The following is a 24,384-nucleotide window of genomic DNA, read 5'->3' as shown; positions in this document are numbered from 1 at the left end:
CAGGAGGAAAGCCGTGCGTGTGCTGACCCTGAACCCGGGCTCGTCGAGCATGAAGGTGTCGCTGGTCGACGACGGCACGGGCGTCGGCTGGGCCGCGTGGGACCTGGCCGATCCGGGCGCGATCGCCCAGGCGATCGGCCGGTGGTCCGAGGTGGACGCCGTCGCCGTCCGGTTCGTCCACGGCGGTTCGCAGAAAGTCCCGGCCCGCGTCGACGACGCCCTGCTCGCGAACCTGGCGCGGCTGACGTCGCTGGCGCCGAACCACCAGCCGCTGTCGCTGCGGGTCACGCGAGAGGTCCGGCGCCTGCTGCCGGAGATCCCGGTGGTCGCCTGCTTCGACACCGCCTTCCACGCCCGGATGCCCGAAGCCGCCGCACGCTACCCGCTGCCCCGGGCGTGGACCGCGCAGAACCGTTTGCGCCGGTACGGTTTCCACGGCCTTTCGTGCCAGTACGCGCTGCGCCGCACCGGTGAGCTGCTGGGCAGGGCGCCGGAGCGGCTGCAGGTCGTGTGCGCGCACGTCGGTGCCGGGGTGTCGGTGACCGCGATCCGTGACGGCCACGGCGTGGACACCAGCATGGGCTTCACCCCGCTCGAAGGCGCCATGATGGCGACGCGGTCGGGCTCGGTCGACCCGGGCCTGCTGCTGCACGTCATGCAGACCGTGCCGATGAGCGCGGCGGAGATGGCCGACGCGCTGTTCCACCGCTCGGGTCTGGCCGGGATGACCGGCACCAACGGCGACCTGCGGCGGGTGCTCGCCGCGGCCGCGAGCGGTGAGGCGGACGCCGCGGTCGCCCTCGACGTCTACCGCCACCGGCTCCGGCGCGAGATCGGGGCGGCCGCGACGAGTCTGTCCCATGTGGACGCCGTGGTGTTCACCGGCGGGGTCGCCGAACACCAGCCCGAGCTGATCACGTCCGTCGTCGACGGGCTGGGAGTGCTCGGCCTGCGGGCCGGGAAGGTGCCGCACACCGAAGTCGACCGGGTCATCACCCGGTCGGACTCACCGGTGCCCGCTCTGATCGTCCTGCCCCGCGAAGACCTGGAACTGGCCCGCGGCGCCGAAGAGGCGCTCGCCCGAGAGTCCGTGAGGTGACACCATGCACGTCCTGCTGACCGAAGCATCCTTCGGCGACGCCGACTTCCTCCTCCAGCCCCTGCGCGACGCCGGTTGCCTCGTCAGCCGCTGCCACAGCCGCGCCGGGCTCTGCCGGGCGCTCGCGGTGGGCGGCCGCTGCCCGCTCGACGAGCCCTTCGCCCAGCCCGACCTCGTCGTCGACGTCCGCAGCCAGGAGTCCGAGCTGACGGCACGCGAGTTCGGCGTCGTGTGCGCGGTCCGCGACCACGTGCCCGTCGCGCTGGTCTCCCCGGATCCCGACGTCCGCGCCGAGGTGCCGCCGGGCCTGGAGAACCGGGTCACCGTGATCGACGTCGACGGCCTGCTGGCCACGTGCCGGGCCGCCGAGAGACACCTCGGCGTGCCCGTCACGGGCAGATGACCCGGCCGGGGTTCCGCTGGGAACGGTCGTCGCGCGCCGTGCTCGGTGACGCCCTGGAGCGGCTGGGCCCGAACCGGTGCGTCGCCGAGGTCCGGTCGGACGAGGTCGTGCTGACCGAGCCACCCTCCCGGCGTGAACGGGCGGGCAACGCGGCCCTCCTCGAATGCGGAGCCGCGTTGTCGACCACCTGGACCGTCGTGCGGGTGCTGGGCCGGGAGCCGGCCGTGACGTTCCCGGCCGACCCGGATCGGCCCGACATCACCGCCGTCGTCCGGGTGGGCGGCCCGCGCGTCCCGTCGAGCGGGGAGTGGGCGCGGTACGTCGCGCTGCGCGAGGTGGCGGATCCCGGCCGCGGGACGGTCCTGCGCCCGGTCAGCCTCGCCGTGCTCGGCGCGCTGGCCGGCGACGACTTCTGGCCGGAGACCGACGTCCGGATCGTCCGGCCCGGCTGGGCTTCGACGCTCAACCGGCTCGGCGCCGACGTCACCGGGCAGTCGTCCCTGCTCGTCACCACGCCGGGTGACACCCGCCGCCACCACGTCCTCGCCGGCGCCGCGCTCCACGCGACCCGGCTCGCCGCGGCGGTGCGCGGATTCGGCTCGGCGCGGGTCCTGCTGCCCTACGTGGCGCCCGCCGAGCGGGCTCGCTACGCCGAAGTGCTGCCCGGCGTCCCGCAGGGGCTGCTGCTGGTCGGCCTCGCCACCCCGAAGCGAAGGAAGGCATGATGACCACCCACCTGAGGACGAAACCGGCCGCCGCGGAGGCACCGCCGGTCGATGCCCGTGAGCCGGTCGCCCGGCTGCTGCGGGACCTGCGGACCGCCCCGGCCGGCCTGACGGCGCGGGAAGCCGCGCGCCGGCTGCAGGTGAGCGGTCCGAACGTGTTGCCGTCGCGTGGCGGGCACCGCTGGCCACTCGCCCTGCTGCGGCAGCTGATCCACCCGCTCGCCCTGCTGCTCTGGGTCGCGGGCGGGCTGGCCTGGGTCGCCGGGACGACGAACCTGGCGATCGCCATCGCCGGGGTCATCCTGCTCAACGGGCTGCTGGCGTTCGTTCAGGAGCAGCAGGCGGAAAAGGCCGTCGAGGCACTGGGGAAGTACCTGCCGGACCGCGCGCCGGTCCTGCGCGACGGCCAGGTGCGGCACGTGCCCGCGACCGAGCTGGTGCCGGGAGACGTGCTCGTGCTCGAGGAGGGCAACCGGGTCCCGGCCGACGCCCGGCTGATCGACGGCACGGTCGACGTCGACGCCTCCATGCTGACGGGGGAGTCGGCCCCGGTGACGCGGATGGCCGACGCGACCGACGACGCGACGCGTGCGCTCGATTCCCCGGTGCTCGTGTTCAGCGGCACGGTGTGCGTCGCCGGGGCCGCGCACGCCGTCGTCCACGCCACCGGCCGGCACACCGAGATCGGCCGGATCGCGTCGCTCTCTTCACGCGTCGGTCGTGAGGAGAGCCCGCTCGAACGGCAGGTGCGGCGGGTCGCGTGGCTGATCGCGTTGGTCGCCGTCGTCGTGGGGATCGGGTTCCTGCCGCTGGGGTGGCTGGCCGGGCTGTCATGGTCGGCGGCGTTCGTGTTCGCGATCGGCCTGCTGGTGGCCAACGTCCCCGAGGGGCTGCTGCCGACGATCACGCTCGCCCTGGCGGCGGGCGCGCGGTCGATGGCCAAAGAGGGAGCGCTGGTCAAACGGCTCTCCGCGGTCGAAACGCTGGGGTCGACGACCGTGATCTGCACGGACAAGACCGGCACCCTGACGCGGAACGAGATGCGCGTCGAGGAGGTTCACCCGGCGGGGGAGCCGGAACCACTGGCCGCGGCGCTGGCCCGGTGCAGCACCGCGGATCCCGCCGGCGCGAGCGGTGACCCGACGGAACTCGCCCTGCTGCGCTACGCGGACTCCCACGGTGCCGATCTGTCCACCCGGGACGCGCATCGGAAGGCGTTGTACCCGTTCGACCCCCGGTTGAAGCGGATGTCCACTGTGGACGCGGTTGGCGAAGAGCTGTGGATCTCCACCAAGGGCGCGCCCGAGCAGATCCTGCCGCGCTGCGCGCTGCCTGCCGAAGAAAAGACCCGGCTCGCGGCGCTCGTCGACGAGATGGCGGGCCGGGCCTTGCGGGTACTGGCGGTCGCCGGCCGTCCGGTGCGGTCGGTACCGGCGGACCGGGTGGAAGCGGAGACGGACCTGCGCCTGGTGGGGCTGGTGGGACTGGTCGACCCACCGCGGCCGGAGGTCGCCGCGGCGGTCGCGGACTGCCACTCGGCGGGGATCAAGGTCCACGTGGTGACCGGCGACAACGGCCTGACCGCCGCCGAGATAGCCCGCCGTGTCGGCATCGGCGCGGACCGCGTGATCAGCGGAGAAGATCTGGCCCGCATGCCGGAGCCGGCCCTCGACGACGCCCTCACCGCCGACGGGGAGGTCGTGTTCTCCCGGGCCGCGCCGGAGGACAAGCTGCGCATCGCGGACGCCTTGCGCGACTGCGGCGAGGTGGTGGCCATGACGGGCGACGGCGTCAACGACGCGCCGGCCTTGCGCCGGGCCGACATCGGCGTGGCGATGGGGGTGGGCGGTACGGACGTCGCGAAAGAAGCCGCGACGGTGGTGCTGACGGACGACAACTTCGCGACGATCGTCGCCGGCGTGCGGGAGGGGCGGCGGGTCTTCGACAACGTCCGGAAGTTCGTGCTCTACATCTTCGCCCACGCGGTGCCGGAGGTGCTCCCGTTCCTCCTGTTCGCGGTGTCGGGCGGGATGATCCCGCTGCCGCTGACGGTCCTGCAGATCCTGGCGATCGACCTGGGCACCGAGACGCTGCCCGCGTTGGCGCTGGGGCGCGAACCCGCCGAACCGGGCCTGATGGCGCGACGTCCGCGCCGGCGTTCGGAAGGCGTGGTCACCGGCCGGATGCTGCTGCGTGCGTGGGGGATCATGGGCCTGCTGTCGGGAGTGCTGGTGCTGGGCGCGTTCTTCGCGGTGCTGTACGCGGCGGGCTGGCACCCCGGAGCGGACGTCTCGTCGGGCGCTTTGCACTCCGCTTACCTGCAGGCGACGACGGCGAGCTTCGCGGCGATCGTGGCCTGCCAGGTGGGTACGGCATTCGCATCCCGGACCGAGCGCGTGTCGTTGCGTTCGGTGGGGTTGACGACGAACCGGTTGCTGCTGGGCGGGATCGCGTTCGAGCTGGTCTTCGCGGCGGCGTTGATCTACCTGCCGCCACTGCAGTCGCTGTTCGGAACGGCGGCGCTGCCGGCGTGGGTGGTCGCGATGCTGCTTCCGATGCCGGTGCTGGTCTGGGGTGCGGACGAGCTGTTCCGCCGGCTGACCCGGTAGTGATCGGTCGGTCCGGCTCGTCCCGGGTCACCCGCGGCACGGCCCGGACGACCTTGCCGCCCGACGATGCGCCGGCCCAGCCCCGGAGCCGGGGTTCCCGCCCAGTCGCGAAGGCGAGCCGCGACGAACGGGAACACCGTCGCGGGTGAGGCTTCGCCGATGGCGAGGTGACTCACCTCGGCGATCGAGCCGCGCGGCGCGTCCGCGGCGATCTTGACCAGGCCGTCCCGCAGGACCGCGGCGAGGTCCTGACGTGTGACCGAACCTTTGCCCGCCAAGAAACCCGCGCTCACGCGGGCGCGAGCCGGTGGGCGGCTTCCGGGGTGATGACCACGACCGGGCACCGGGAGAAGCGCACGCACTCCCGCCCCACGCTGCCCAGCACCAGATCCGCCACCGCGCCACCGCGGTGGGTGCCGAGCACCAGCAAGTCCGCGTCGGCGGACGCCGTCACCAGCTCCGTCGCCGGGTCACCGTGGACCTGCCGGGTCTCGACCGTGGCCGCGGTCTCGATGCCCAGTTCGCGCACGTGGGAGTCGAGGGAGTAGTCGACCTCCGGCACCCGACCGTGCGGCTGGATGGTGAACGACGTGCCGGGCAGCAGGGTGTCCCGGGGCCGCACGAGGATCGCGCGGACCGTGTCCCCGGCGTGCGCGCCGATCTCGAGGGCCCAGCGCAGCGCCGCGTCGCCGCGGGGGGATCCGTCCGTTCCGACGACGATGACGCGTCCGTCAGCCATGGCTTCCTTCTTTCTCTTCGGGTTGTGCCGATCGTGCGACTGGGGCGAGGCCGCCGGTAGGGGACGAATTACGCCGGACCGAGGGACTTTGTGCTCCGGTGCCCGCCCGGCGACCGCGGCGACCATGAACGGCGGCGGAGCGTCCGGTTCTCCGCAGGAGGAGGACTGACCGCGATGACCGCCGCCGCACCGGCCGCACTGACGTCCGACCAGATCGGCGTCCTCGCCCGGGCCGTGAGCCGGGCGCCTTCGGTGCACAACAGCCAGCCGTGGCAGTTGCTCGTCCGGGGCACCGAGGTGGACCTGCTCGAGCGCCGGGACGTCGAGCTGCGCCGGCACGACCCGTTCGGGCGGGACCGGCTGCTCTCCTGCGGCGCCGCGGTGACGAACCTCGAACTGGCGGTCCGGGCTCTCGGCCGGGACTGTCACGTCCGGTACGGAAACGACGTTGCGGCCACCGTGACGATCGGCCGCCCGCACGCCACGCCGGCCCGGGACTTCGCGCTGTACAACGCCATCTCCCGTCGCCGCAGCTACCGGCACGGGTTCTTCCACAACCGGGTGCCCGCGACCGTCGGCGCCGCCGTGGCCGCCGCCGGGGAGGCCACCGGCGTGCACCTCGTGGTACCCGGGCGCTTGGACAAACTGGCCGAAATGCTCGGCTTTGCCACGCGCGTGCTGCGCGAAGACCGCGGCTACCAGCGTGAGCTCGAAGTCTGGACCGCGCACACCCACGGCTGGGGAGCTGTCGGCGACGGTGTTCCGGAGGACGCGCTGAACGGCGAAGCCCTGCCGGTGGCGGGCCTCGTCCGCGAGGACACCCCGGTGCCGGACGACGTCGTGCTCGCCGACCGGCTGGCCGAAGAGAACCTGCTGATCGTCTGCACCGACGGCGACACCCGAGCCGAGCACCTCGCCGCCGGCGCGGCGCTGCAGCGCGCCTGGCTCGCCGCGACGGTGAAGGCGCTGGTCGGCTCGGTGCTCACCCAGCCCCTGCACCTCACCGGCTTCCGGGCGCGGCTCGTTTCGGAACTGGCGCTTCCCGGTTGCCCCCAGGCGATCTTCCGCTTCGGCTACCCCGCCGTCCCGGCGGCACCCTCACCTCGGCTTCCGCTCGGCGAGCTGTTCCCACCCTCAGGAGGACCCCGATGACCTACGTACGCGACCTGACCGAGATCCGGCTCGCCGACGACGAAACCGTCGGCGGCAAAGGTGCCAACCTCGGCGAACTCATTTCGGCCGGCTTCCCCGTGCCGGGTGGCTTCGTCATCTCCCGCGAGGGCTACTGGGCCGCGCTCGAAAAGGCGGGTGTCCGCGCCGAGGTCGCCGACCTGCACGCCAAGGCACTGTCCAATGTGGATGATGCCGATGCGCTGTCCGAGCACTGCGACCGCATTCGCGATCTCGTCCGCCTCTCCGGCCTCACCGGCGAGCTGCGGGAGGAGATCGCGCAGGCCTACCGCGAACTCGGCGCGTCGACGCCGGTCGCCATCCGGTCCTCGGCCACCGGTGAAGACGGCGCGGAAGCCTCGTTCGCCGGGATGAACGCCACCTACACCAACATCTGGGGCGACCACGCGGTCGCCGAGCACGTCATCGACTGTTGGACCTCGCTGTTCAGCCCGCGCGTCGTCAGCTACCGCGCCAGCCGCGGCTTCACCGGCGAGCCGGCGATCGCCGTCGTCGTGCAGCGCATGATCCGCTCGGAACGGTCCGGCGTGATCTTCACGGCGGACCCGCGCACCGGCGACCTCGACCGCGTCGTCATCGAAGCCGTGTTCGGCCAGGGCGAGGCGATCGTCAGCGGGGCGGTCGAGCCCGACACCTACGTGGTCGGCAAGCAGGACCTGCTGATCCTGTCCGTCCGCGTCGGCAAGCAGACCCACAAGATCGTCGCGGACGAAGGCGGCGGCGACGTCACCATCCAGCTGCCGGAGCCCGCGGGCGGACGCCGCGTGCTGAGCGAGACCGCCGTGCTCGAGCTCGCACGCATGGCCACCCGCGTCGAGGAGCACTACGGCGTGCCGCAGGACATCGAGTTCGCGATCGCCGACCACGAGATCTTCCTGGTGCAGTCCCGGCCGATCACCACCCTGCCCCCGACCACGCCGGCGAGCACTACGGCGCTGGTGACCGGGCTCGGGGCGTCGCCGGGCGAGGGCAGCGGCGCGGTGCGCGTGCTGCACGACCCGGTCGAGGCGAAGCACCTGCGCGACGGCGAGATCCTGGTCGCGCCGATGACCAACCCGGACTGGGTGCCGGCGATCCGCCGGGCGGCCGCGGTGGTCACCGACGGCGGCGGGATGACCTGCCACGCGGCCGTCGTCGCCCGCGAGCTCGGCGTGCCGGCCGTCGTCGGCACCGGCGACGCCACCCGCGTCCTGGCCGACCGCAGCCTGGTCACCGTCGACGGGACTCAGGGGGAGGTCCGGCCCGGTGCCGTGAAGCACGAAGCCGCTCGCACCACCCCGGTCGTGGCTCAGGTGGCGCCGGAAGCGATCGGCACCAAGCTGTACGTCAACCTGGCCATGCCCGAGCACGCCGAAGAGGTCGCCGCCCAGGCGGTCGACGGCGTCGGCCTGCTGCGCGCCGAGTTCCTCCTCACCGAAGCCCTCGGCGGTCGGCACCCGCGGGACCTGCTCGCCAAGGGCGAGGAACGGTCCTTCGTGGACAAGATGGCGGAGTCGCTGCTGAAGATCACCAAGCCGTTCGGCACCCGCCCGGTCGTGTACCGGGCGACCGACCTGCGCACCAACGAGTTCCGCGGCCTGGCCGGCGGGGACGCGTTCGAGCCGGTCGAGAGCAACCCGATGATCGGCTACCGCGGCTGCTACCGGTACGTGCGCGAGCGCGACCTGTTCGCCCTCGAACTGGAGACCCTGGCCCGGGTGCGCGAACAGTCGCCGAACCTGCACCTGATGATCCCGTTCGTACGCACCAAGTGGGAGCTGGAGGAGTGCCTCGAGCTGGTCGACGCCAGCCCGCTCGGCCGGCAGCGCGGCCTGCACCGCTGGGTCATGGCCGAGGTGCCCTCGGTCGTCTACTGGCTGGGCGAGTACGCCGGGATGGGGATCGACGGCGTCTCCATCGGCAGCAACGACCTCACCCAGCTGGTGCTGGGCGTCGACCGCGACTCGGGCCAGTGCGCGGAGCTGTTCGACGAAGCCGATCCGGCCGTGCTGGACACCATCGAGAAGATCGTCCGCATCGCGCGGCACCGGAACATCACGTCGTCGCTGTGCGGCCAGGCACCGTCCACGAAGCCGGGCTTCGCCGAGCACCTGGTGCGCTTCGGGATCACCTCGATCTCAGTCAACCCGGACGTCATCGGTACCGCTCGCGCGACGATCGCGGCGGCCGAGCGGCGCATCCTCCTCGAGGCCACCCGGTGAGCGCGGCGATCGAGATCCGGGGCCTGCGGAAGTCCTTCGGGCGCACCCGCGCCCTCGACGGGCTCGACCTCACGGTCGAAACCGGCGAGGTGCACGGGTTCCTCGGCCCGAACGGCGCCGGGAAGACGACGACGCTCCGGCTGCTCCTGGGCCTGCTGCGCGCCGGCGCCGGCGAGATGCGGCTGCTCGACGGCAACCCCTGGCACGACGCGGTCGCGCTGCACCGGCGGCTCGCGTACGTGCCGGGGGAGGTGTCGCTGTGGCCGAACCTCACCGGCGGGGAGGTCATCGACCTGCTCGGCCGGCTGCGCGGCGGGGTGGACCCCGCGCGCCGCAAGCGGTATCTGGACCGCTTCGAGCTCGACCCGCGCGTCAAGGGCCGGGCGTACTCGAAGGGCAACCGGCAGAAGGTCGCCGTCGTGGCCGCGCTCGCCTCCGACGTCGAGCTGCTGCTGCTCGACGAGCCGACCGCGGGACTCGACCCGCTGATGGAAGAGGTCTTCCGGGAGTGCGTCCGGGAGGAACGCGAGCGGGGCCGCACGGTCCTGCTGTCCAGCCACATCCTGTCCGAGGCGGAGGCCCTGTGCGACCGGGTCAGCATCATCCGCGGCGGCAGGCTGGTGGACTCGGGCAGTCTCGACGACCTGCGTCACCTCACCCGCACCGCGATCACCGCCCGGCTTTCGGGCCCGCCGGACGGCCTCGCGACATTGCCCGGGGTGCACGACTTCGTGCTGGACGGGTCCGATGTCCGGCTGACCGTCGACACCGCTTCGCTGTCGCCGGTGCTGGCCGCGCTCGGCCGGTCCGGGGTTCACAGCCTCGTCAGCCGGCCGCCGACGCTGGAGGAGCTGTTCCTGCGGCACTACCGGAGCGAGCCGGAGGCGGTGCCGGTATGAGCGAAGCGCTGACCGGCGCCGGCGCGCTGGTCCGGCTGGCGCTGCGGCGCGACCGCGTCCGCCTGCCGGTGTGGATCGCCGTCTTCGCGGCGACGGCGGCCTCCGCCGCGGCCGCGACGATGGCGGTCTACCCGACGGACGCCGACCTGCGCGCGGCGGCCGGCAGCATCAACGCCGTGCCGTCGCTGCGGGCGTTGTACGGCCCGGTGCACGAGGCGACCCTCGGCGCGACGTCGGTGTTCAAGCTGACCGCGTTCGGGGCCGCGCTGGTCGGCCTGCTGATGATCTTCACCGCGGTCCGGCACACCCGGGCCGAGGAGGAGGCAGGGCGCCGCGAGCTGCTGGGGTCGGCGGTGGTGGGCCGGTACGCCGGGCTCGCCGCCGGGCTGGCCGTCACGGCGGGCGCGAGCGTCGTGCTCGGCTTGGCGACCGCCGCGGCCCTCGTCGCGACCGGGCTGCCGGTTGCCGGCTCGCTGGCCTTCGGGCTCTGCTGGGCGGCCGCGGGCCTGGTCTTCGGCGGTGCCGCGGCGGTGACGGCCCAGCTGACGAAGAGCGCCCGGTCCGCGTCGGGCCTGGCGGTGCTCGCCCTGGTCGTCGCGTACTTCCTGCGCGCGGTGGGCGATTCGTCCGGCCCGGCCTGGCTGTCCTGGGTGTCGCCGATCGGATGGAGTGAAGAGGTCCGTCCGTACGCGGGAGACGTCTGGTGGGTGCTCCTGCTCCCGGTCGTCACGGCCGCGACACTCGGCGGGCTCGCGGTCGCCCTGGTCCAGGTCCGCGACCTCGACGCGGGCTTGCTGCCCGACCACCCGGGCCCCGCCGGCGCGGGCCGGTCGCTGCGGAGTCCCTGGGGCCTGGCCTGGCGGCTCAACCGGGGATCCCTCGCCGTCTGGGTGAGTGCGTACGTGCTGCTCGGGATGGTGTGCGGCAGCCTCGCCGGCAACGTCGGCTCGATGCTCACGAACTCGCAGGCGCAGGCGATGATCACGGCACTGGGTGGTGAGAAAGGGATTTCGGACGCGTTCCTGGCCGCCGAGTTCGCGATGGCCGGCGTGATCACGTCGACCTACGTGATCGCCGCTCTGGCCCGGCTGCGTGCCGAAGAACGGGCCCTGCGGGTCGAGCCGCTGCTGGCCGCCGCGGTGGACCGGCGCCGGCTGCTGGGCGGCTACCTCGTGTTCGGAGCGGCGGCGCCGGCGGTCCTGCTGACCGCCCTCGGCCTCGCTGCCGGGCTGACGAACGGCGCGCAGCTGGGCCGGGTCGGGCCCGAGGTGGCCCGGCTCGTCGGCGCGGCGATAGCGCAGCTGCCGGCGGTCTGGGTGCTGACCGGCATCGCGACCGTGGTGTTCGGGCTGTTCGGCCGCGCGCTGACCGCCGCCTGGGTCGCGCTGGTGGTGTTCCTGCTGCTCGGGGAGTTCGGCACGCTGCTGAAGCTCGACCAGTGGGTGCTCGACCTGTCGCCCTTCACGCACTCGCCGAAGCTCCCGGGCGTCGCGGTGCAGGCGACGCCGCTGCTCTGGCTCACCGCGCTCGGGGCCGCTCTGGTCGCGACGGGCGTGGTGGGGTTCCGCCGGCGCGACATCGCCGGCTGACCGCAGGAAGGGGACGAACCGATGTCCGAGGGCTCCCGCGCCGCCGCGCTCAGCGCCGCCCGCCGCGCGTCCGCGCGCTACCGCACCAGCCCGTGGCCGGGCGGGCTCCACGTGACCGGCCACCGGCTCGCGTCCCACCCCGGCCCGGTGCTGACCTTCCTGGGCGGCACCGGCTGCGCCCGGTACCTCCTTGAGACGCCGGACGCGAAGCTCGTGGTTGGGTGTGGCCTGTTCGCCGGGCCGGACACCCTGTGGCGCCGCAACTTCTCGCCCGGCCCGGACGAGCTGCACGCGGCCAACGCGGTCATCCTGCCGAGTGCCGGCCTCGGCCACGCGGGGTTCCTGCCGCAGCTGGTCGCCGAAGGCTGGCACGGACCGGTGTTCGCGACGCCCGGGACGGCCGCGTTGCTGCCGGTGGTGTTGTCGGACGCGGCGAAGCAGTTCGCGGCGGATGAGCATCCGTTCGGCGTTGCCGTGCCGCCGTTCCGGCCGGACGACGTCACGCGGGCGGTCGCGCTCGTGCGGCCGGTCGAGTTCGGCACGCTCCGGCGGCTCGAGGGTGCCGAATTCGAGTTCGGCCGCGCGGGCGGGCGGCTCGGGGCGGCCGGGGTGCGGATCCGGACCGGCGGCCGGTCGGTCGTGTTCGCCGGACCGCTCGGCGCCGCGGGCCACCCGCTGCTGCGTCCGCCGGACCCGCGGCCGCGTTCGGACGTCCTCGTGATCGCCGCGCCGTGGCCGGCCGCCGAAGGCCACCTGCCCGGCCGCTTCGCGGCGGCGGTGTGCCGCGCGGTCCGCCGGGGCGGCAGTGTCGTCGTCCCCGCGTCCGCTGCCGGCACCACCGAGCTGCTGACGATGGTGCGTGACCTGGTGGAGGCGCGGGAGATCCCTCGGCTGCCGCTGGTCCTCGACGGCGGCACCGGGATCGAAGTCCATCGGCGCGCGGTGGCCGAGCACTGGCACGAGGTGCGGCGCGACGGCCGGCTGGGCGCCCCCGAACTGCTCTCCGACCGGGTTCCGGACCGGCCCTCGATCATCGTGGCCGGGCTGGAGACGGCGGACTCGGGCCGGGTGCTGGGGCATCTGGAAGCCCTGCTGCCGGATCCCCGCAACGGCGTCGTCCTGCTGGGCCATCCCACGCCGGGGACGCGTGCGGCGCGGCTCGCGGCCGGGGCTCGCCAGCTGAAGCTCCACGGGCGGTACGTCCCGGTCCGGGCGGAGGTGACGGCGCTGGGTCCCACCGGCGAGTTCGCCGGCCCGGCGGAGGTGCTGGAGTGGGCGACCGCGGCCCCGGCCCCGGAGACGTCGTTCGTCGTCGAGGGAGAGGAGGAGCCGGCGCACGCGCTGGCGAAGGCGTTGCACGCCGAAGCGGGCTGGTGCGCGGTCGTCCCGGAGGACGGCGAGCGAGTGCTTTGTTGAATCGTGCGCCGAACGGGTGATCTCGGGCCCCGAAGCGAAACACGGAACCGTCCTCTACCGAATGGGTCGGCACGATCATCGGCATCCGACCCTGTGAGGAGGGAACGTGAAGAAGGAGGCGCGCCTGCTCAAGGACAAGTCGCTGGCTTCCCTGACACTGAGCGTCGAGCATTTCAACCGGCCCTGGGATGTCGGACGTACGGATGCGGTGCTGATGCTGCTCGACCATGCATTCGAGATGCTTCTCAAAGCGGCGATCCTGCACCGGGGAGGGCGGATCCGGGAATCGGGCGAGAAGAACACCATCGGCTTCGACCAGTGCGTGCGTCGCGGGCTGTCGACGGACGGTGTCCGGTTTCTCAGCGACGAACAGGCGCTGACCTTGCAAGCGATCAACGGGCTGCGGGACGCCGCGCAACACCACCTCGTCGACATCAGCGAGGCCCACCTCTACCTGCAGGCCCAGTCGGGCATCACGCTCTACCGCGACCTCGTCCGGGAAGTGTTCGGCGAGGAGTTGCGTGACGTACTGCCGGAGCGGGTGCTACCGATCGCGACTGTCGCGCCGCAGGATCCGCTGGCGTTGTTCGCGGACGAGATCGCCGAGGTCGCCCGGTTGCTCCGGCCGGGGACACGCCGACGTGCCGAAGCCACTGCCCGGCTTCGGGCGCTGGCCATCGTCGACGGGGCGATGCGGGGGGAGAAGCTCCAGCCGGGCGAGGCGACTCTGCGGAAGCTCGGCGGGCGGATCGGCGCAGGCGTCACCGACATCGACGTGCTGTTCCCGGGGATCGCCGCTGTCCAGTTCGTCACGGATGGGTCCGGACCCACGATCAGCCTGCGCATCGCCAAGAAGGAGGGCATTCCGGTCACCCTGGTGACGGACGGGGCGGCCGACTCGAGCGTCGTCGCGGTCCGGTGAGTTTCCGAGCTGGACTTCTACAACCTGCGGTTCAAGGGACTGGCCGAAAAGCTGGATATCACGACCAACCAGGTCATCGCCTTGATCAGCCTTCTCGGGATCAAAGAGAACGAAGACTACGCGAAGCACTTCTTCAACACATGGTGCTATTCGCAGAAGGCACTGGCGCGGCTCCGCGAAGCGCTTCAGGATCAGACGCCCGAGCAGTGGTGGCGGCAGTACAAGGCTCAAAAGGCGGCGTGAGTCCGGACCGGAAGGCCTTTGGTCCTTCCGAGACGTGACGCGCGGCCGTCGTCGTGGTGGGCGGGTGGCGGTGATGCTGAGGGTGTTCGTCCCCCAGGAACCGGAGCCCGACGATGAGCCGACCGCTGCCAGCCGTGTTCGACCAGGCCCTCGCCTCGGCCGTGCGCGCGCCCTCGCCGCACAACACCCAGCCTTGGCGGTTCGTCGTCGAGCACGAGGTGATCGAAGTCTGGCTGGACCGTGAACGCGTGCTCGCCGTCGCCGATCCGCACGGGCGGGAAGCCCGGCTCGCCTGCGGGGCGGCCGCCTTCAACCTGCAGATCTGCCTGCGCGCCAACGGGCTCGCCACCGTCGTGCGGTTGCTGCCCGACCCGGCCGAGCCCGACCTGGTCGCCGTGATCCGGCTCGACGGCAACGAAAAAGCCACCGCCGTCGAGCGCAGGCTCGCCGAAGCCGTGTTCCGCCGGCACACCAACCGCCGTCCGCTGCTGGACAAGGAGGTGCCGTCCGTGGCGCGGGCCGCGCTCAAGTCCGCGGCGCTGAGCGAAGGCGGGCAGATCGAGTACCTCGACGCTTCCGGCCGCTACACCCCGGTCGCGTCGCTGGTCCGGCAGGCCGAAGCGCTGCAGGCGGACGACCACGCCTTCAGCGCGGAAGCCGCGTTCTGGACCCACCGCGAACCCGACAGCCCCGACGGCGTCCCGAAGATCGCCGCCGGTCCGCCGCCGCACAGCCCCGGGATCGTCTCGCTGCGCGGGTCGCACGAGAACCTCGAACTGCCTGAGCGCGAATACGAACAGGAGCCGCTGCTCGGTGCGGTGCTGACCCGGGATCGGGGACCGCACGCGGAAGTCCGGGCCGGGATGGCGATGCAGCGCGTGCTGCTCACCGCCACCGCCGAGGGCCTGGCGACGTCGTTCCTGTCCCAGCCGTTCGAAACGCCGCGGACGCGGGAGGCGCTCGACCATCTCTTCGCCGGGCTCGGGCAGCCGCACACCCTGCTGCGCATCGGCTACGGCTACCCCACCCGGCTCACCGCCCGTCGCCCGGTGGGGGAAGTGCTGACCCACCGGACCGGGCCGGACGTGCCGGCGAGCTGACGGGTCAGGCGTGCTGCCCGCGCAGCACGTCCTGGAAGGTCACCATGCCGACCACGTGCCCGCCTTCGACGACCGGCGCCGACCGGACCCCGGCGTCGGTCATCAACCGCGCCAGCTCGCGCACGTCGGTACCGGCGGACACGGCCACACCGGACGTCCGCATGACCGCCCCCGCGGTGCGTGCCCGGCTGTCGAGGATCACGCCGGTGTCCGGGTCGCCGGCCGGCTCGGGTGCCCGCAGGATGTCCGCTTCGGACAGCAGACCGAGCAGCCGCCCGTCCGGGTCGACCACCGGCATCGTCGTGAACCCGTGCGAGGTCATCATCTTCGCGGCTTCGTCGAGCGTCGCCGAGGGCGACAAGGCGAACGTCGGGGTGGTCATGATGTCGCGTGCGCGCATGGCCCGTGCTCCGTTTCCTTCGGGTGCCCCGACGATCTCGCTCTCCTCTTCCGCCGCACAGGGTCCTAAGTCCCCGGCACGCCCGCCGACGGGCTCGAGGCCGGGGCCCAAGGCCTCTTCGGGCCGGCCCCGGAATCGAAGATGCTTGACGGGGAAACGACTCCCGGCGCTGAAAGGGCAGGAACCATGAGCACGTCGTCGAACCCGCTCGCGCGGATGTGGCACACCGTCCTGCCCCGGCGTGGTTCGGTGGCCCGCGGCTCCGACCGCTTCCAGGCCGGCCTGCTGGTCTTCGTGGTGCTGCTCGTGCTCGCGGCGCTGCCGGTGGCCGCCAGCTTCGGCTCGGAAACCTATGCGCGGCAACAAGGACAGTCCGCACAACAGCTGGGGGAGCGCACCATGGTGACCGCGACCCTGCTCGCCGACGGCCCGGCCATCACGGTGAACTCCCGCGCCGGTGTCGCCGGCAGCGGCGAACCCACCGACGCGACCTGGACGCTCCCGGACGGAACCCGCCGCGTCGGCGAGGTCGTCGCCGACCAGGGCACGGTCAAGGGCGACACGCTGGCCGTCTGGGTGGACCGGGACGGCTCCGTGGTGGACCCGCCGCTCAGCGGCGCCGGTGTGGTCATCGACGCCGTCGGTGTCGGGCTCGGCCTGTGGCTCGCCACGCTGACGCTGCTGGCGGCCGGCTACCGGCTCGCCGTGTTCTCCCTGAACCGCGCCCGGTTCGCCCGGTGGCAGCAGGAGTGGTTCCAGGAGCAGGACCGCAAGACCCGTTCTTGAGACAGAGGAAGGTGAAACCGAAATGACCACGGCAAACCAGGGCGACATCGTCGTCGGTGTCGACCATTCGGCGGTCAGCGTGGCCGCCCTGCGCTGGGCGGCGGCGGAAGCCGCGGAAAGCGGCCGTCAGGTCGTCGCGCTGCGGGCTTGGACGTTCGAGCCGGTCTACGACCTCGGCGCGGCGGTCGCCGGGACGCCGCAGACGGTCGCCGAACGGGAGCGGAAGCAGCTCGACGACGTCCTCGGCGAGGTGCGGACCGAGCACCCGGGCGTCGTCATCCGGGCCGAGCTGGTCGAGCACTCGGCCACGGTGGCGCTGGAGGAGGCGTCGAAGACCGCGGCGATGCTCGTGCTCGGCAGCCACGGCCGCGGCCGGCTGCTGAAGCTGCTCGTCGGCTCGGTCGCCGAGCACTGCCTGCGCGAAGCGAGCTGCCCCGTGGTGGTGATCCCGGCGCGGACCGTTCCGGAGCCGGAAAAGGAGAAGGCTCCGGCCGCGGAGCCCGTGGGCACCTACTACCCCGGGCCGCTGCTGTGAAGGAGATCAAGATGCCCAGTCGCCGCAAGGTGGGTTCGGTCATGACGACCGACGTCGCCACCGTCGGGCCGGACACGCCGTTCAAGGCTGTCGCCGTCCTGCTGGCCTCGTGGAACATCAGCGGTGCGCCGGTCGTGGACGAAGACGGACAGGTGCTCGGTGTCGTGTCGCAGGGTGACCTGCTCGAGCACGAGGCCCCGCACGGTCTGCTCAAGCCCGGCTCGCGCCAGGCGAAGCGGAAGGCCGGGGCGGCGTTCGTCGCCGACCTGATGACCAGCCCGGCGGTGGTCGTGCGGACCGGTGACGACGTCGCCGTCGCCGCGAAACTGCTGGAGGAGCACCACTTCCACCGCTTGCCCGTCGTGGACGACGCCGGGAAGCTGGTCGGCGTCGTCTCCCGGTCGGACCTGCTGCGGGTGTTCTTGCGCACCGACCAGGAGATCCGTGACGAGGTCCGTGACGAGGTGCTCCTGCGTGACATGGCACTCGACCCGTCCGCGCTGTACATCGCGGTGCACAACGGCATCGTGACGCTCAACGGCACGGTCGAGCGGGAGAGCATGGTCCCGGTGATCGTCGCGCTGATCCGCCGGGTCGACGGCGTGGTCGAGGTGCGGCAAACCCTGCGAGGGCACTTCGACGACCGCGGTGTGTCGCCGATGCCGCCGGGGCAGGTCGGGGTGCTGAGCCCGCACAAGCCGCACAACTGAAGCTCCGCGGCGAAAGGGGCCACCGTCCGAACCGGACGGTGGCCCCTTCGACGTGCTCAGCTGCGGAACAGCGCGACCTTCAGCGCATTGCTGTCCTGCGGGTGGGCGAAGACGTCATAGGCCTCGTCCATCTCGTCCAGGCCGAACCGATGGGTGACGAACCGGCTCGTCTCCAGCCGGCCGGCCGCGAGCATGCGCAGCAGCATCGGTGTGCTGGACGTGTCGACCAGCCCGGTCGTGATCGTGACGTTCTTGATCCACAGTTCCTCGAGGTGCAGGGTGGCCGGCGCGCCGTGCACGCCGACGTTCGCGACGTGCCCGCCCGGGCGGACCAGCTTCGTGCACAGCTCGAACGTCTCCGGGACACCGACCGCCTCGATCGCGACGTCGGCGCCGAGCCCGCCGCTCGCCTCGGCCACCGCGGCCGCCGCTTCGTGCGGCCGCACCATCAGGTCGGCGCCGAACGACTTCGCCGCGTCGAGGCGGGCCGGTTCCTTGTCGACCACGATGATCGTGCTGGGGGAGAACAGCTGGGCGTTGGTGATCGCGGCCAGCCCGATCGGCCCGGCGCCGACGATCACCGCGATGTCGCCCGGCTTGACGCCGCCGTTGCGGACGCCGACCTCGTACGACGTCGGCACGATGTCGGCCAGCATGAGCGCGGACTCGTCACTGACCCCGGACGGCAGCACGTACGTCGACGTGTCGGCGAACGGGACGCGCGCGTATTCGGCCTGGACTCCGTCGGTCGTGTGCCCGAGGATCCAGCCACCGCCGCCGAGGCACTGGCCGTAGGAGGCGGTCCGGCAGTACTCGCACCGGCCGCACGCGGAGATGCAGGAAACCAGGACCCGGTCGCCGGGCTTGACGGCGGTGACGGCGGACCCGGCCGCGACGATCGTGCCGACCGCTTCGTGGCCGAGGATCCGGCCGCGCTCGACCTCCGGGACGTCACCCTTGAGGATGTGCAGGTCGGTGCCGCAGATGGTGACCGCGTCGACCCGGATGATCGCGTCGGTCGGGGCCGTGAGCTCGGGGTCGGCGTGGTCGGTCCAGCTGCGCCGGCCGGGGCCGTCGTACACGAGTGCCTTCATTTGGTCTCCTTCGTCGTCGGGACAGCCGAAAGGGCGCCCGCCGGTCGGCGGGCGCCCGTGGAACGGATCGCTTTCAGCGCAGCCACTTGCGGTCGCCGACGAGCTCGGCCCAGCGGCGGCCGAGTCCCCACGTGTTCCCGGCCGACGCGGCGGCCAGCGCGATGAGGATCAGCGCGTAGATGATGTGGTAGTCGACGATCGGGTTAGTCGAGTGCGTCGCCTCGCCGGTGCTCATGCTCTGCGCGAACGGCCATTCGGCGGCCCACATCATGAGCATCATCAGCGAGCCCGCGGCCGCGCTCAGGCGCAGCCCGATGCCCGCGATGACAGCGATGCCGACACCGGCCAGGCCGAGCATGAACAGCGTGTCGGCCCACCAGGTGCCGGCCCACGCGTGGAACATGGACTCGAACGGGCCGACGTGGACGCCGCTCAGGAAGCCCTTGGTCGGCGACCCGCCGCTGATCCAGGCGCCCTTCGCCGGGGTCGCGTAACCCAAGCCGAACAGCTTGTCCAGGAACGCCCACAGGAACACGAATCCGGTGACGACCCGCAGGGCGGCCAATGACCTCCCGGCGATCGTGGGCCCGGCGACGAAATCGGGGATCGGCGCCGGCTCGGTGACCCGGTGACCCTGGTTGGTCTTCTTCTCGTCCGGTCGGATGGACATGGGGAAACCTCCGTTCTTTTCGGTGCTGCGGTCAGTTTGTTCCGGTACCCCGACGGTTTCTGGGGCCGAAGGTCCCCGGCTGGGAGGCCCTTGGGCGCCGGTTGACAGGGACCGCGGGAAGAGGACCGAAGTCCTCCTGGGCGAGGGCCGAAGCCTCGCGCCGCCGACGGCTTCGGTCGGTTGACTTTCCAGCGTCGAAGGGAGAATCGGATGAGCGGCACGGAAATCGTGGTCGGCATCGACGGCTCGGCCGGAGCACTCACGGCGGTCCGGTGGGCGGCTCGCGTCGCACGGGAGCGGAATTTCGGCCTTCGGCTGGTCCGTGCCCTTCCGGGACTTCCCGCGCCCTACCCGAGGGCCGATCTGGTACACAAGCAGCTGCTGGAAGCGGCCGCAGGGCAGAGCCGGGCTTTGCTGGCCGAGGCTCGTGACGCTGTTCCGGATGTGCGCGTGAAGACGGTGTTGCGGCCCGAACTACCGGCCGACGCCCTGGTCGCCGAGTCCGAAGACGCGGCGATGCTCGTGCTGGGCACGCCGGGATTGCGGCCGCTGGGCCGGATCCTGCTCGGGTCGGTCACCGTGGCACTCACCGCGCACGCGCACTGCCCGGTGGCCCTGGTCCGCCCGCACGCAGGTGAAGAAGAGCCGCCCACCGAAGGACCGGTGGTGGTCGGCATCGACGGCAGCTCGGCCAGCGAGGAGGCCATCGCGACCGCGTTCGAGGAGGCGTCTTGGCGGGGCGGCCGGTTGATCGCGGTGCACTGCCGTCACGACGGCTGGTGGGACGGAGGCGAGTCGGCCGAGCAGTACGGGCATGAGCTGCTGGCCCAGCGGCTGGCCGGCTGGCAGGAGAAGTATCCGGACGTCGTGGTCGAGCGTGAGGTCGTGACCGGGCGCCCGGCTGAGCGGTTGCTCGACTTCGCCGACCGCGCGCAGTTGCTGGTGGCCGGCAGCCGCGGCCGGGGCGGGTTCGGCGGCTTGGCCCTCGGTTCGACGAGCCAGGCGTTGATGTCCTACGCGCTGTGCCCGGTGGTCGTGGTCCGGCCTCGGGTGAAGTAGCGCAGCGGATCGACGAAGGGGCGAAAGACCTCCTGCCCGGTGACCGTCGCCCGCGGCGCCCGACCGCACGGCATTCCTACTGTGAGCCAAAGCCTTTCGACGGAGGTGTGCCATGCGCGGTCCGCTGGTGTCCGACCTGATGACCTGGCCCGTGGTGTCCGCCGGACCCGGGACGCCGTTCAAGGAGCTGGTCTCGCTGCTGGCCGAGCACGCCATCGCGACGATCCCGGTCATCGACGAGCACCGGCGGCCGATCGGGTTGGTCGGTGAGGCGGATCTGCTGGCCCACCACAGCCGGGACGCGCACCGGCCGGAGCCGGTGTTCCGGAAGCGCCGGGTGTGGACCAAGGCCCAGGGGCTGACCGCGCGCGAGCTGATGACCCGCCGCGTGCCGACGGTCGCCAAGGAGGAGCCGGTGACCGGCGCGGCTCGCCGGCTGGTCGAGACGAACCTGCGGTGCCTGTACGTGGTCGACGGCTCGGGGAGGCTGGTCGGCGTCCTCGCGCGGCGGGACGTCCTGCGCGCCTTCCTGCGGCCCGACGACGAGATCAAGGAGACCGTCGAGCGGGAGGTGCTGCGGCGGTCGATCTGGGCCGACCCCGCGACGGTCGCCGTTCAGGTCGACGACGGCGTCGTGACGTTGAGCGGGGTGATCGACCGGCGCAGCGAAGTGGAGCGTGCCGAGTGGCTGACCGGGTCGGTGCCCGGCGTCGTCGCGGTGCGGAACCGCCTGAAGTACGCCCAAGACGACGGCGCGGCCGCCGAGTTGCACTGACAGGAGTGAAGTGATGAAACGCATTGTCATCCTGGGTGGCGGAACCGGGGGTACCCTCGCGGCGAACCGCCTGCGCCGCGACTACGGCGACGGCGCGGAAATCACCGTCGTCGACCGGGACGACCACCACGTGTACCAGCCGGGGCTGCTGTTCGTGCCGTTCGGCATGGCCGACGCCGAGGACCTGGTCCGCTCGCGCCCGCGGCAGCTGGCCGACGGGATCGGCTACCACCGCAGCGAGGTCGAGCGGGTCGACATCGACGCCGACCGTGTCCACCTGGCCGACGGCACCGTGCTCCGCTACGACGTCCTCGTGATCGCCACCGGCGCCCGGCTCATGCCGGAAGAGACCGAAGGGCTGACCGGCCCGGGCTGGCGTTCGCACGTCGACACGTTCTACGACCTCGACGGTGCGGTCGGCCTCGCTTCGGCGCTCGCGGCGTTCGACGGCGGCCGACTCGTGGTGAACGTGATCGACCTGCCCGTGAAGTGCCCGGTCGCGCCGCTGGAGTTCTGCTTCCTCGCCGACTGGTTCTTCACCGAGCGCGGCATCCGCGACCGGGTCGAACTGACCTACGTGACGCCGCTCGACGCCGCGTTCACCAAGCCGGTGGCCGCGCGGACGCTCGCCGGGATCCTGGAGGCCAAGGGCGTCGAGCTGGTCACCGAGTTCACCACCGGCGAGGTCGACGGCACCGGCAACCGGCTGGTGTCCTTCGACGGCCGCGAGATCGCCTTCGACCAGGCGGTGGTCGTCCCGCTGCACGGCGGGGCGTCCTATGTGGACCGGTCACCGGGGCTGGGCGACGAGCTCGGGTTCGTCCGCGCCGACGAGCACACCCTGCGCTCCAAGGTGAAGGACAACATCTTCGTCCTCGGTGACGCCGCCTCCGTGCCGACGTCGAAGGCCGGCTCGGTCACGCACTTCGAAGGCGAGGTGCTGGCCCGCAACGTCGGCCAGTTCCTGGACGGCAGGCCGCTGGACGCGAGCTTCGACGGGCACACGAACTGCTTCATCGAAAGCGGGTTCGGCAAGGCCCTGCTCATCGACTTCAACTACGAAACCGAACCGCTGCCCGGCCACTACCCGGCCGAAGCGGGGCTGCCGCTGCTCAAGGAGTCGCGGCTCAACCACCTCGGGAAGCTGATGTTCTCGTGGCTGTACTGGCACAGCCTGCTTCCCGGCCGGGACCTGCCCGGCGTGTCGAGCGCGATGCCGCGTGCCGGCAAGCGCTTCCCGGAACCCGCCGAACGATAGGAATCCCATGTCCACGAAGGTGTACGCGGGTACGGAAGTGCCCGTGAACGACGAAGGTTTCTTCACCGACCCCGCGTTGTGGCGTGAGGAGATGGCGCCGGAGATCGCGGCCGAGGCCGGTGTCGGCGAGCTGGGCGAACGGCACTGGCAGGTGCTGAAGTTCGTCCGCGCCGAGTTCGCCGAGAAGGGGACCGGCCCGACGGTCCGCGTCCTCGGGAAGACATCCGGGGTCGCGGTCAAGGAGCTCTACCAGCTGTTCCCGAAAGGGCCGGCGAAGCTGGCGGCCCGCATCGCCGGGATCCCGAAGCCACGCGGCTGCATCTGAGAGGCGCATCATGACCGACAAGATCGAAAAGATCTCCATCATCGTGTCGAAAGGTTCCTTGGAGGGGATCTACCCGGCGCTGATCATGGCGAACGGCGCCCGGGCCGAGGGCATCGAGGCGAACCTGTTCTTCACCTTCTTCGGTCTGGACGCGATCCACAAAGCCCGCCACGAGCACATCAAGCTCGCCACGGTCGGCAACCCGGGCCTGCACCTGGCGACGTGGGCGGGCGGCCTGCCCGGCCTGTCGTCGGTGATGACGCACTACATGGCGCGCAAGATGGAGGCGCTCGACATCCCGTCGATCCCGGAGTTCGTCGAGATGATCGCCGACACCGGGGCCGGGCTCTACGCGTGCCAGGCGTCGGTCGACCTGTTCGGGATGGAGAAGTCCGACTTCATCGACCAGGTGAACGGGATCATCACGGTCGGCGAGTTCTACGACCTCGCGGCGGGTGGCCAGATCATCTTCACGTGACCGGGTGATGGGGACGGGTGCCCGCCGGGCCGTACCACCGGCGGGCACCCGGCGCACTACGCCAGCGAGCGCCCGATCAGCTCCACCAGCTCCACCGTGCGGGTCGCGTAGCCCCACTCGTTGTCGTACCAGCCGAACACCTTCGCCAGGTGCGAATCGGCCTTCGTCAGCTCCGCGTCGAACACGCACGACGCCGGGTCGCCGATGATGTCGCGGGACACGACGGGCGCTTCGGTGTACCGCAGGATGCCCTTGAGGTCGCCGTCGGCGGCCTCGGCGAACGCGTGGTTGACCTGCTCCGCGGTCACCGGGCGCTCGAGCTCGACCGTCAGGTCGGTCAGCGAGCCGTCTTCTACCGGGACGCGCACGGCGACGCCGTCGAGCTTGCCGGCCAGCTCCGGGAGCACCAGCCCGATCGCCTTCGCGGCGCCGGTGCTGGTGGGCACCACGTTGACCGCCGCGGACCGGGCGCGGCGCGGGTCCTTGTGCGGGCGGTCGAGCAGCGCCTGGTCGCCGGTGTAGCTGTGGATCGTGGTGAGCAGCCCGCGCCGGATGCCGAACGTCGTGTGCAGCACCTTGACCATCGGTGCGACGCAGTTGGTCGTGCAGGAGGCGTTCGAGATGATGTGGTGCTTCGCGGGGTCGTAGTCGTCTTCGTTGACCCCGAGCACGATCGTCGCGTCGACGTCCTTGCCGGGCGCGGAGATCACGACCTTCTTCGCGCCCGCGGCCAGGTGGACGCCCGCGGCTTCGCGGGTGCGGAACTTGCCGGTCGACTCGACGACGACGTCGACGCCGTACTCGCCCCACGGCAGTTCGGCGGGGTCCGCGGTGGAGGTCACCTGGATCAGGTGGTCGCCCACGCGCAGGGCTTCGCCGTCGACGACCTCGACCGGGATGCGCAGCCGGCCGTAGGTGGAGTCGTACGCGAGCAGGTGCGCCAGCATCTCCGGCGACGTGATGTCGTTGACCGCGACCACTTCGATGGGGCTGTCCGGCGTTTCCAGCACGCACCGGAGGATGTCCCGCCCGATCCTGCCGAAGCCGTTGATCCCGAGCCGTACCGTCATGGGGTTCTCCCTGTCTTCGTCTGGTCATCCGATGGTCGGCCGCCGGGGTGTGCCGGTCGTAGGGCCCAAGTTCCCCAGCGGGAGAGCC

25 protein-coding genes are annotated in these 24,384 nt (G+C 72.0%); 20 read left to right on the top strand and 5 right to left on the bottom strand.

What is annotated here, in order from left to right; translation table 11 throughout:
* The first annotated feature begins 13 nt into the window (after positions 1-13).
* The 4 genes from ACZ7PG_RS33935 to ACZ7PG_RS33920 are packed head-to-tail and all read left to right on the top strand — an operon-like array spanning position 14 to position 4,836.
* Positions 14-1,099 carry an acetate/propionate family kinase gene (locus ACZ7PG_RS33935; protein ID WP_470243227.1) on the top strand — a complete coding sequence of 362 codons (1,086 nt, stop codon included), beginning with the start codon at positions 14-16 and terminating at the stop codon, positions 1,097-1,099.
* Positions 1,100-1,103: 4 nt separating this feature from the next.
* Positions 1,104-1,502, top strand: a complete 399-nt coding sequence (locus ACZ7PG_RS33930; RefSeq protein ID WP_470243226.1) for a hypothetical protein — start codon at positions 1,104-1,106, stop codon at positions 1,500-1,502.
* Positions 1,499-2,227 carry a hypothetical protein gene (locus ACZ7PG_RS33925; RefSeq protein WP_470243225.1) on the top strand — a complete coding sequence of 243 codons (729 nt, stop codon included), beginning with the start codon at positions 1,499-1,501 and terminating at the stop codon, positions 2,225-2,227. Before ACZ7PG_RS33930 ends, ACZ7PG_RS33925 begins: the two co-directional genes overlap by 4 nt.
* Positions 2,227-4,836, top strand: coding sequence for a cation-translocating P-type ATPase (locus ACZ7PG_RS33920; protein ID WP_470243224.1), 2,610 nt, complete (start codon positions 2,227-2,229; stop codon positions 4,834-4,836). The genes ACZ7PG_RS33925 and ACZ7PG_RS33920 overlap by 1 nt, the downstream gene beginning before the upstream one ends.
* A 289-nt stretch (positions 4,837-5,125) precedes the next feature.
* Here ACZ7PG_RS33920 and ACZ7PG_RS33915 read toward each other — a convergent pair whose 3' ends face one another.
* Complete coding sequence (locus ACZ7PG_RS33915; protein WP_470243223.1) at positions 5,126-5,575, bottom strand: universal stress protein; 450 nt, start codon at positions 5,573-5,575, stop codon at positions 5,126-5,128.
* A gap of 174 nt (positions 5,576-5,749) precedes the next feature.
* Between ACZ7PG_RS33915 and ACZ7PG_RS33910 the strand changes: the two genes are divergently transcribed.
* The 8 genes from ACZ7PG_RS33910 (at position 5,750) to ACZ7PG_RS33875 (ending at position 15,136) form a co-directional block, all read left to right on the top strand.
* On the top strand, positions 5,750-6,727 hold the full coding sequence (locus ACZ7PG_RS33910; RefSeq protein ID WP_470243222.1) for an Acg family FMN-binding oxidoreductase: 978 nt from the start codon (positions 5,750-5,752) through the stop codon (positions 6,725-6,727).
* Entirely contained in the window at positions 6,724-8,967 is a 2,244-nt protein-coding gene (ppsA, locus tag ACZ7PG_RS33905) for a phosphoenolpyruvate synthase (RefSeq protein ID WP_470243221.1), read from the top strand. The genes ACZ7PG_RS33910 and ppsA overlap by 4 nt, the downstream gene beginning before the upstream one ends.
* Positions 8,964-9,866 carry an ABC transporter ATP-binding protein gene (locus tag ACZ7PG_RS33900; protein ID WP_470243220.1) on the top strand — a complete coding sequence of 301 codons (903 nt, stop codon included), beginning with the start codon at positions 8,964-8,966 and terminating at the stop codon, positions 9,864-9,866. Before ppsA ends, ACZ7PG_RS33900 begins: the two co-directional genes overlap by 4 nt.
* On the top strand, positions 9,863-11,455 hold the full coding sequence (locus tag ACZ7PG_RS33895) for an ABC transporter permease (RefSeq protein ID WP_470243219.1): 1,593 nt from the start codon (positions 9,863-9,865) through the stop codon (positions 11,453-11,455). Before ACZ7PG_RS33900 ends, ACZ7PG_RS33895 begins: the two co-directional genes overlap by 4 nt.
* A gap of 21 nt (positions 11,456-11,476) precedes the next feature.
* Positions 11,477-12,871 carry an MBL fold metallo-hydrolase gene (locus ACZ7PG_RS33890; protein ID WP_470243218.1) on the top strand — a complete coding sequence of 465 codons (1,395 nt, stop codon included), beginning with the start codon at positions 11,477-11,479 and terminating at the stop codon, positions 12,869-12,871.
* A 106-nt stretch (positions 12,872-12,977) separates the two neighbouring features.
* The gene (locus tag ACZ7PG_RS33885; RefSeq protein ID WP_470243217.1) at positions 12,978-13,793 is read left to right on the top strand and encodes a DUF3644 domain-containing protein; all 816 of its coding nucleotides are present in this window, start codon (positions 12,978-12,980) and stop codon (positions 13,791-13,793) included.
* A gap of 81 nt (positions 13,794-13,874) precedes the next feature.
* Positions 13,875-14,036 carry a hypothetical protein gene (locus tag ACZ7PG_RS33880; protein WP_470243216.1) on the top strand — a complete coding sequence of 54 codons (162 nt, stop codon included), beginning with the start codon at positions 13,875-13,877 and terminating at the stop codon, positions 14,034-14,036.
* A 113-nt stretch (positions 14,037-14,149) separates the two neighbouring features.
* Positions 14,150-15,136 (top strand): Acg family FMN-binding oxidoreductase, encoded by a 987-nt coding sequence (locus tag ACZ7PG_RS33875; protein ID WP_470243215.1) that lies wholly within the window; start codon positions 14,150-14,152, stop codon positions 15,134-15,136.
* 4 nt (positions 15,137-15,140) lie between these two features.
* Here the strand turns inward: ACZ7PG_RS33875 and ACZ7PG_RS33870 are convergent, their stop codons facing one another.
* Positions 15,141-15,536, bottom strand: coding sequence for a CBS domain-containing protein (locus tag ACZ7PG_RS33870; RefSeq protein ID WP_470243214.1), 396 nt, complete (start codon positions 15,534-15,536; stop codon positions 15,141-15,143).
* A 186-nt stretch (positions 15,537-15,722) separates the two neighbouring features.
* On the opposite strand from ACZ7PG_RS33870, the gene ACZ7PG_RS33865 reads away from it, so the two are divergent.
* The 3 genes from ACZ7PG_RS33865 to ACZ7PG_RS33855 are packed head-to-tail and all read left to right on the top strand — an operon-like array spanning position 15,723 to position 17,567.
* The gene (locus tag ACZ7PG_RS33865) at positions 15,723-16,322 is read left to right on the top strand and encodes an Rv1733c family protein (RefSeq protein WP_470243213.1); all 600 of its coding nucleotides are present in this window, start codon (positions 15,723-15,725) and stop codon (positions 16,320-16,322) included.
* Between the two features lie 22 nt (positions 16,323-16,344).
* On the top strand, positions 16,345-16,857 hold the full coding sequence (locus tag ACZ7PG_RS33860) for a universal stress protein (protein ID WP_470243212.1): 513 nt from the start codon (positions 16,345-16,347) through the stop codon (positions 16,855-16,857).
* An 11-nt stretch (positions 16,858-16,868) separates the two neighbouring features.
* Positions 16,869-17,567, top strand: a complete 699-nt coding sequence (locus ACZ7PG_RS33855) for a CBS domain-containing protein (protein ID WP_470243211.1) — start codon at positions 16,869-16,871, stop codon at positions 17,565-17,567.
* Between the two features lie 56 nt (positions 17,568-17,623).
* On the opposite strand, the gene ACZ7PG_RS33850 is transcribed toward ACZ7PG_RS33855, so the two are convergent.
* A complete protein-coding gene (locus tag ACZ7PG_RS33850) occupies positions 17,624-18,661 on the bottom strand; it encodes a zinc-dependent alcohol dehydrogenase family protein (protein WP_470243210.1) in 1,038 nt (345 codons plus the stop codon).
* A gap of 73 nt (positions 18,662-18,734) precedes the next feature.
* Positions 18,735-19,331 carry a DoxX family membrane protein gene (locus ACZ7PG_RS33845; protein WP_470243209.1) on the bottom strand — a complete coding sequence of 199 codons (597 nt, stop codon included), beginning with the start codon at positions 19,329-19,331 and terminating at the stop codon, positions 18,735-18,737.
* Between the two features lie 210 nt (positions 19,332-19,541).
* On the opposite strand from ACZ7PG_RS33845, the gene ACZ7PG_RS33840 reads away from it, so the two are divergent.
* The 5 genes from ACZ7PG_RS33840 (at position 19,542) to ACZ7PG_RS33820 (ending at position 23,226) form a co-directional block, all read left to right on the top strand.
* Positions 19,542-20,390: a universal stress protein gene (locus tag ACZ7PG_RS33840; protein WP_470243208.1), complete on the top strand. Its 849-nt coding sequence runs from the start codon at positions 19,542-19,544 to the stop codon at positions 20,388-20,390.
* Positions 20,391-20,502: 112 nt separating this feature from the next.
* On the top strand, positions 20,503-21,165 hold the full coding sequence (locus tag ACZ7PG_RS33835; RefSeq protein WP_470243207.1) for a CBS domain-containing protein: 663 nt from the start codon (positions 20,503-20,505) through the stop codon (positions 21,163-21,165).
* A gap of 13 nt (positions 21,166-21,178) precedes the next feature.
* On the top strand, positions 21,179-22,423 hold the full coding sequence (gene sqr, locus ACZ7PG_RS33830; protein WP_470243206.1) for a type III sulfide quinone reductase, selenoprotein subtype: 1,245 nt from the start codon (positions 21,179-21,181) through the stop codon (positions 22,421-22,423).
* Positions 22,424-22,430: 7 nt separating this feature from the next.
* Positions 22,431-22,748, top strand: a complete 318-nt coding sequence (locus ACZ7PG_RS33825) for a TusE/DsrC/DsvC family sulfur relay protein (RefSeq protein ID WP_470243205.1) — start codon at positions 22,431-22,433, stop codon at positions 22,746-22,748.
* 10 nt (positions 22,749-22,758) lie between these two features.
* The gene (locus ACZ7PG_RS33820) at positions 22,759-23,226 is read left to right on the top strand and encodes a DsrE/DsrF/DrsH-like family protein (protein WP_470243204.1); all 468 of its coding nucleotides are present in this window, start codon (positions 22,759-22,761) and stop codon (positions 23,224-23,226) included.
* Positions 23,227-23,282: 56 nt separating this feature from the next.
* Here the strand turns inward: ACZ7PG_RS33820 and gap are convergent, their stop codons facing one another.
* The gene (gap, locus tag ACZ7PG_RS33815) at positions 23,283-24,296 is read right to left on the bottom strand and encodes a type I glyceraldehyde-3-phosphate dehydrogenase (RefSeq protein ID WP_470243203.1); all 1,014 of its coding nucleotides are present in this window, start codon (positions 24,294-24,296) and stop codon (positions 23,283-23,285) included.
* Positions 24,297-24,384 lie beyond the last annotated feature (88 nt).

Source organism: Amycolatopsis sp. NPDC114504, from assembly GCF_055633595.1.
Note: the sequence above shows the minus strand (reverse complement) of the source record. Positions and strands in the feature narration are given on the sequence as shown.

Coding starts and splice junctions, on each gene's coding strand:
- ACZ7PG_RS33820 (WP_470243204.1), top strand. CDS start 22,759: ATGACCGACAAGATCGAAAAGATCTCCATCATCGTGTCGAAAGGTTCC.
- ACZ7PG_RS33865 (WP_470243213.1), top strand. CDS start 15,723: ATGAGCACGTCGTCGAACCCGCTCGCGCGGATGTGGCACACCGTCCTG.
- ACZ7PG_RS33895 (WP_470243219.1), top strand. CDS start 9,863: ATGAGCGAAGCGCTGACCGGCGCCGGCGCGCTGGTCCGGCTGGCGCTG.
- ACZ7PG_RS33825 (WP_470243205.1), top strand. CDS start 22,431: ATGTCCACGAAGGTGTACGCGGGTACGGAAGTGCCCGTGAACGACGAA.
- ACZ7PG_RS33835 (WP_470243207.1), top strand. CDS start 20,503: ATGCGCGGTCCGCTGGTGTCCGACCTGATGACCTGGCCCGTGGTGTCC.
- ACZ7PG_RS33875 (WP_470243215.1), top strand. CDS start 14,150: ATGAGCCGACCGCTGCCAGCCGTGTTCGACCAGGCCCTCGCCTCGGCC.
- ACZ7PG_RS33860 (WP_470243212.1), top strand. CDS start 16,345: ATGACCACGGCAAACCAGGGCGACATCGTCGTCGGTGTCGACCATTCG.
- ACZ7PG_RS33920 (WP_470243224.1), top strand. CDS start 2,227: ATGACCACCCACCTGAGGACGAAACCGGCCGCCGCGGAGGCACCGCCG.
- ACZ7PG_RS33915 (WP_470243223.1), bottom strand. CDS start 5,575: ATGGCTGACGGACGCGTCATCGTCGTCGGAACGGACGGATCCCCCCGC.
- ACZ7PG_RS33930 (WP_470243226.1), top strand. CDS start 1,104: ATGCACGTCCTGCTGACCGAAGCATCCTTCGGCGACGCCGACTTCCTC.
- gap (WP_470243203.1), bottom strand. CDS start 24,296: ATGACGGTACGGCTCGGGATCAACGGCTTCGGCAGGATCGGGCGGGAC.
- ACZ7PG_RS33855 (WP_470243211.1), top strand. CDS start 16,869: ATGCCCAGTCGCCGCAAGGTGGGTTCGGTCATGACGACCGACGTCGCC.
- ACZ7PG_RS33925 (WP_470243225.1), top strand. CDS start 1,499: ATGACCCGGCCGGGGTTCCGCTGGGAACGGTCGTCGCGCGCCGTGCTC.
- ACZ7PG_RS33870 (WP_470243214.1), bottom strand. CDS start 15,536: ATGCGCGCACGCGACATCATGACCACCCCGACGTTCGCCTTGTCGCCC.
- ppsA (WP_470243221.1), top strand. CDS start 6,724: ATGACCTACGTACGCGACCTGACCGAGATCCGGCTCGCCGACGACGAA.
- ACZ7PG_RS33850 (WP_470243210.1), bottom strand. CDS start 18,661: ATGAAGGCACTCGTGTACGACGGCCCCGGCCGGCGCAGCTGGACCGAC.
- ACZ7PG_RS33840 (WP_470243208.1), top strand. CDS start 19,542: ATGAGCGGCACGGAAATCGTGGTCGGCATCGACGGCTCGGCCGGAGCA.
- ACZ7PG_RS33910 (WP_470243222.1), top strand. CDS start 5,750: ATGACCGCCGCCGCACCGGCCGCACTGACGTCCGACCAGATCGGCGTC.
- ACZ7PG_RS33845 (WP_470243209.1), bottom strand. CDS start 19,331: ATGTCCATCCGACCGGACGAGAAGAAGACCAACCAGGGTCACCGGGTC.
- sqr (WP_470243206.1), top strand. CDS start 21,179: ATGAAACGCATTGTCATCCTGGGTGGCGGAACCGGGGGTACCCTCGCG.
- ACZ7PG_RS33890 (WP_470243218.1), top strand. CDS start 11,477: ATGTCCGAGGGCTCCCGCGCCGCCGCGCTCAGCGCCGCCCGCCGCGCG.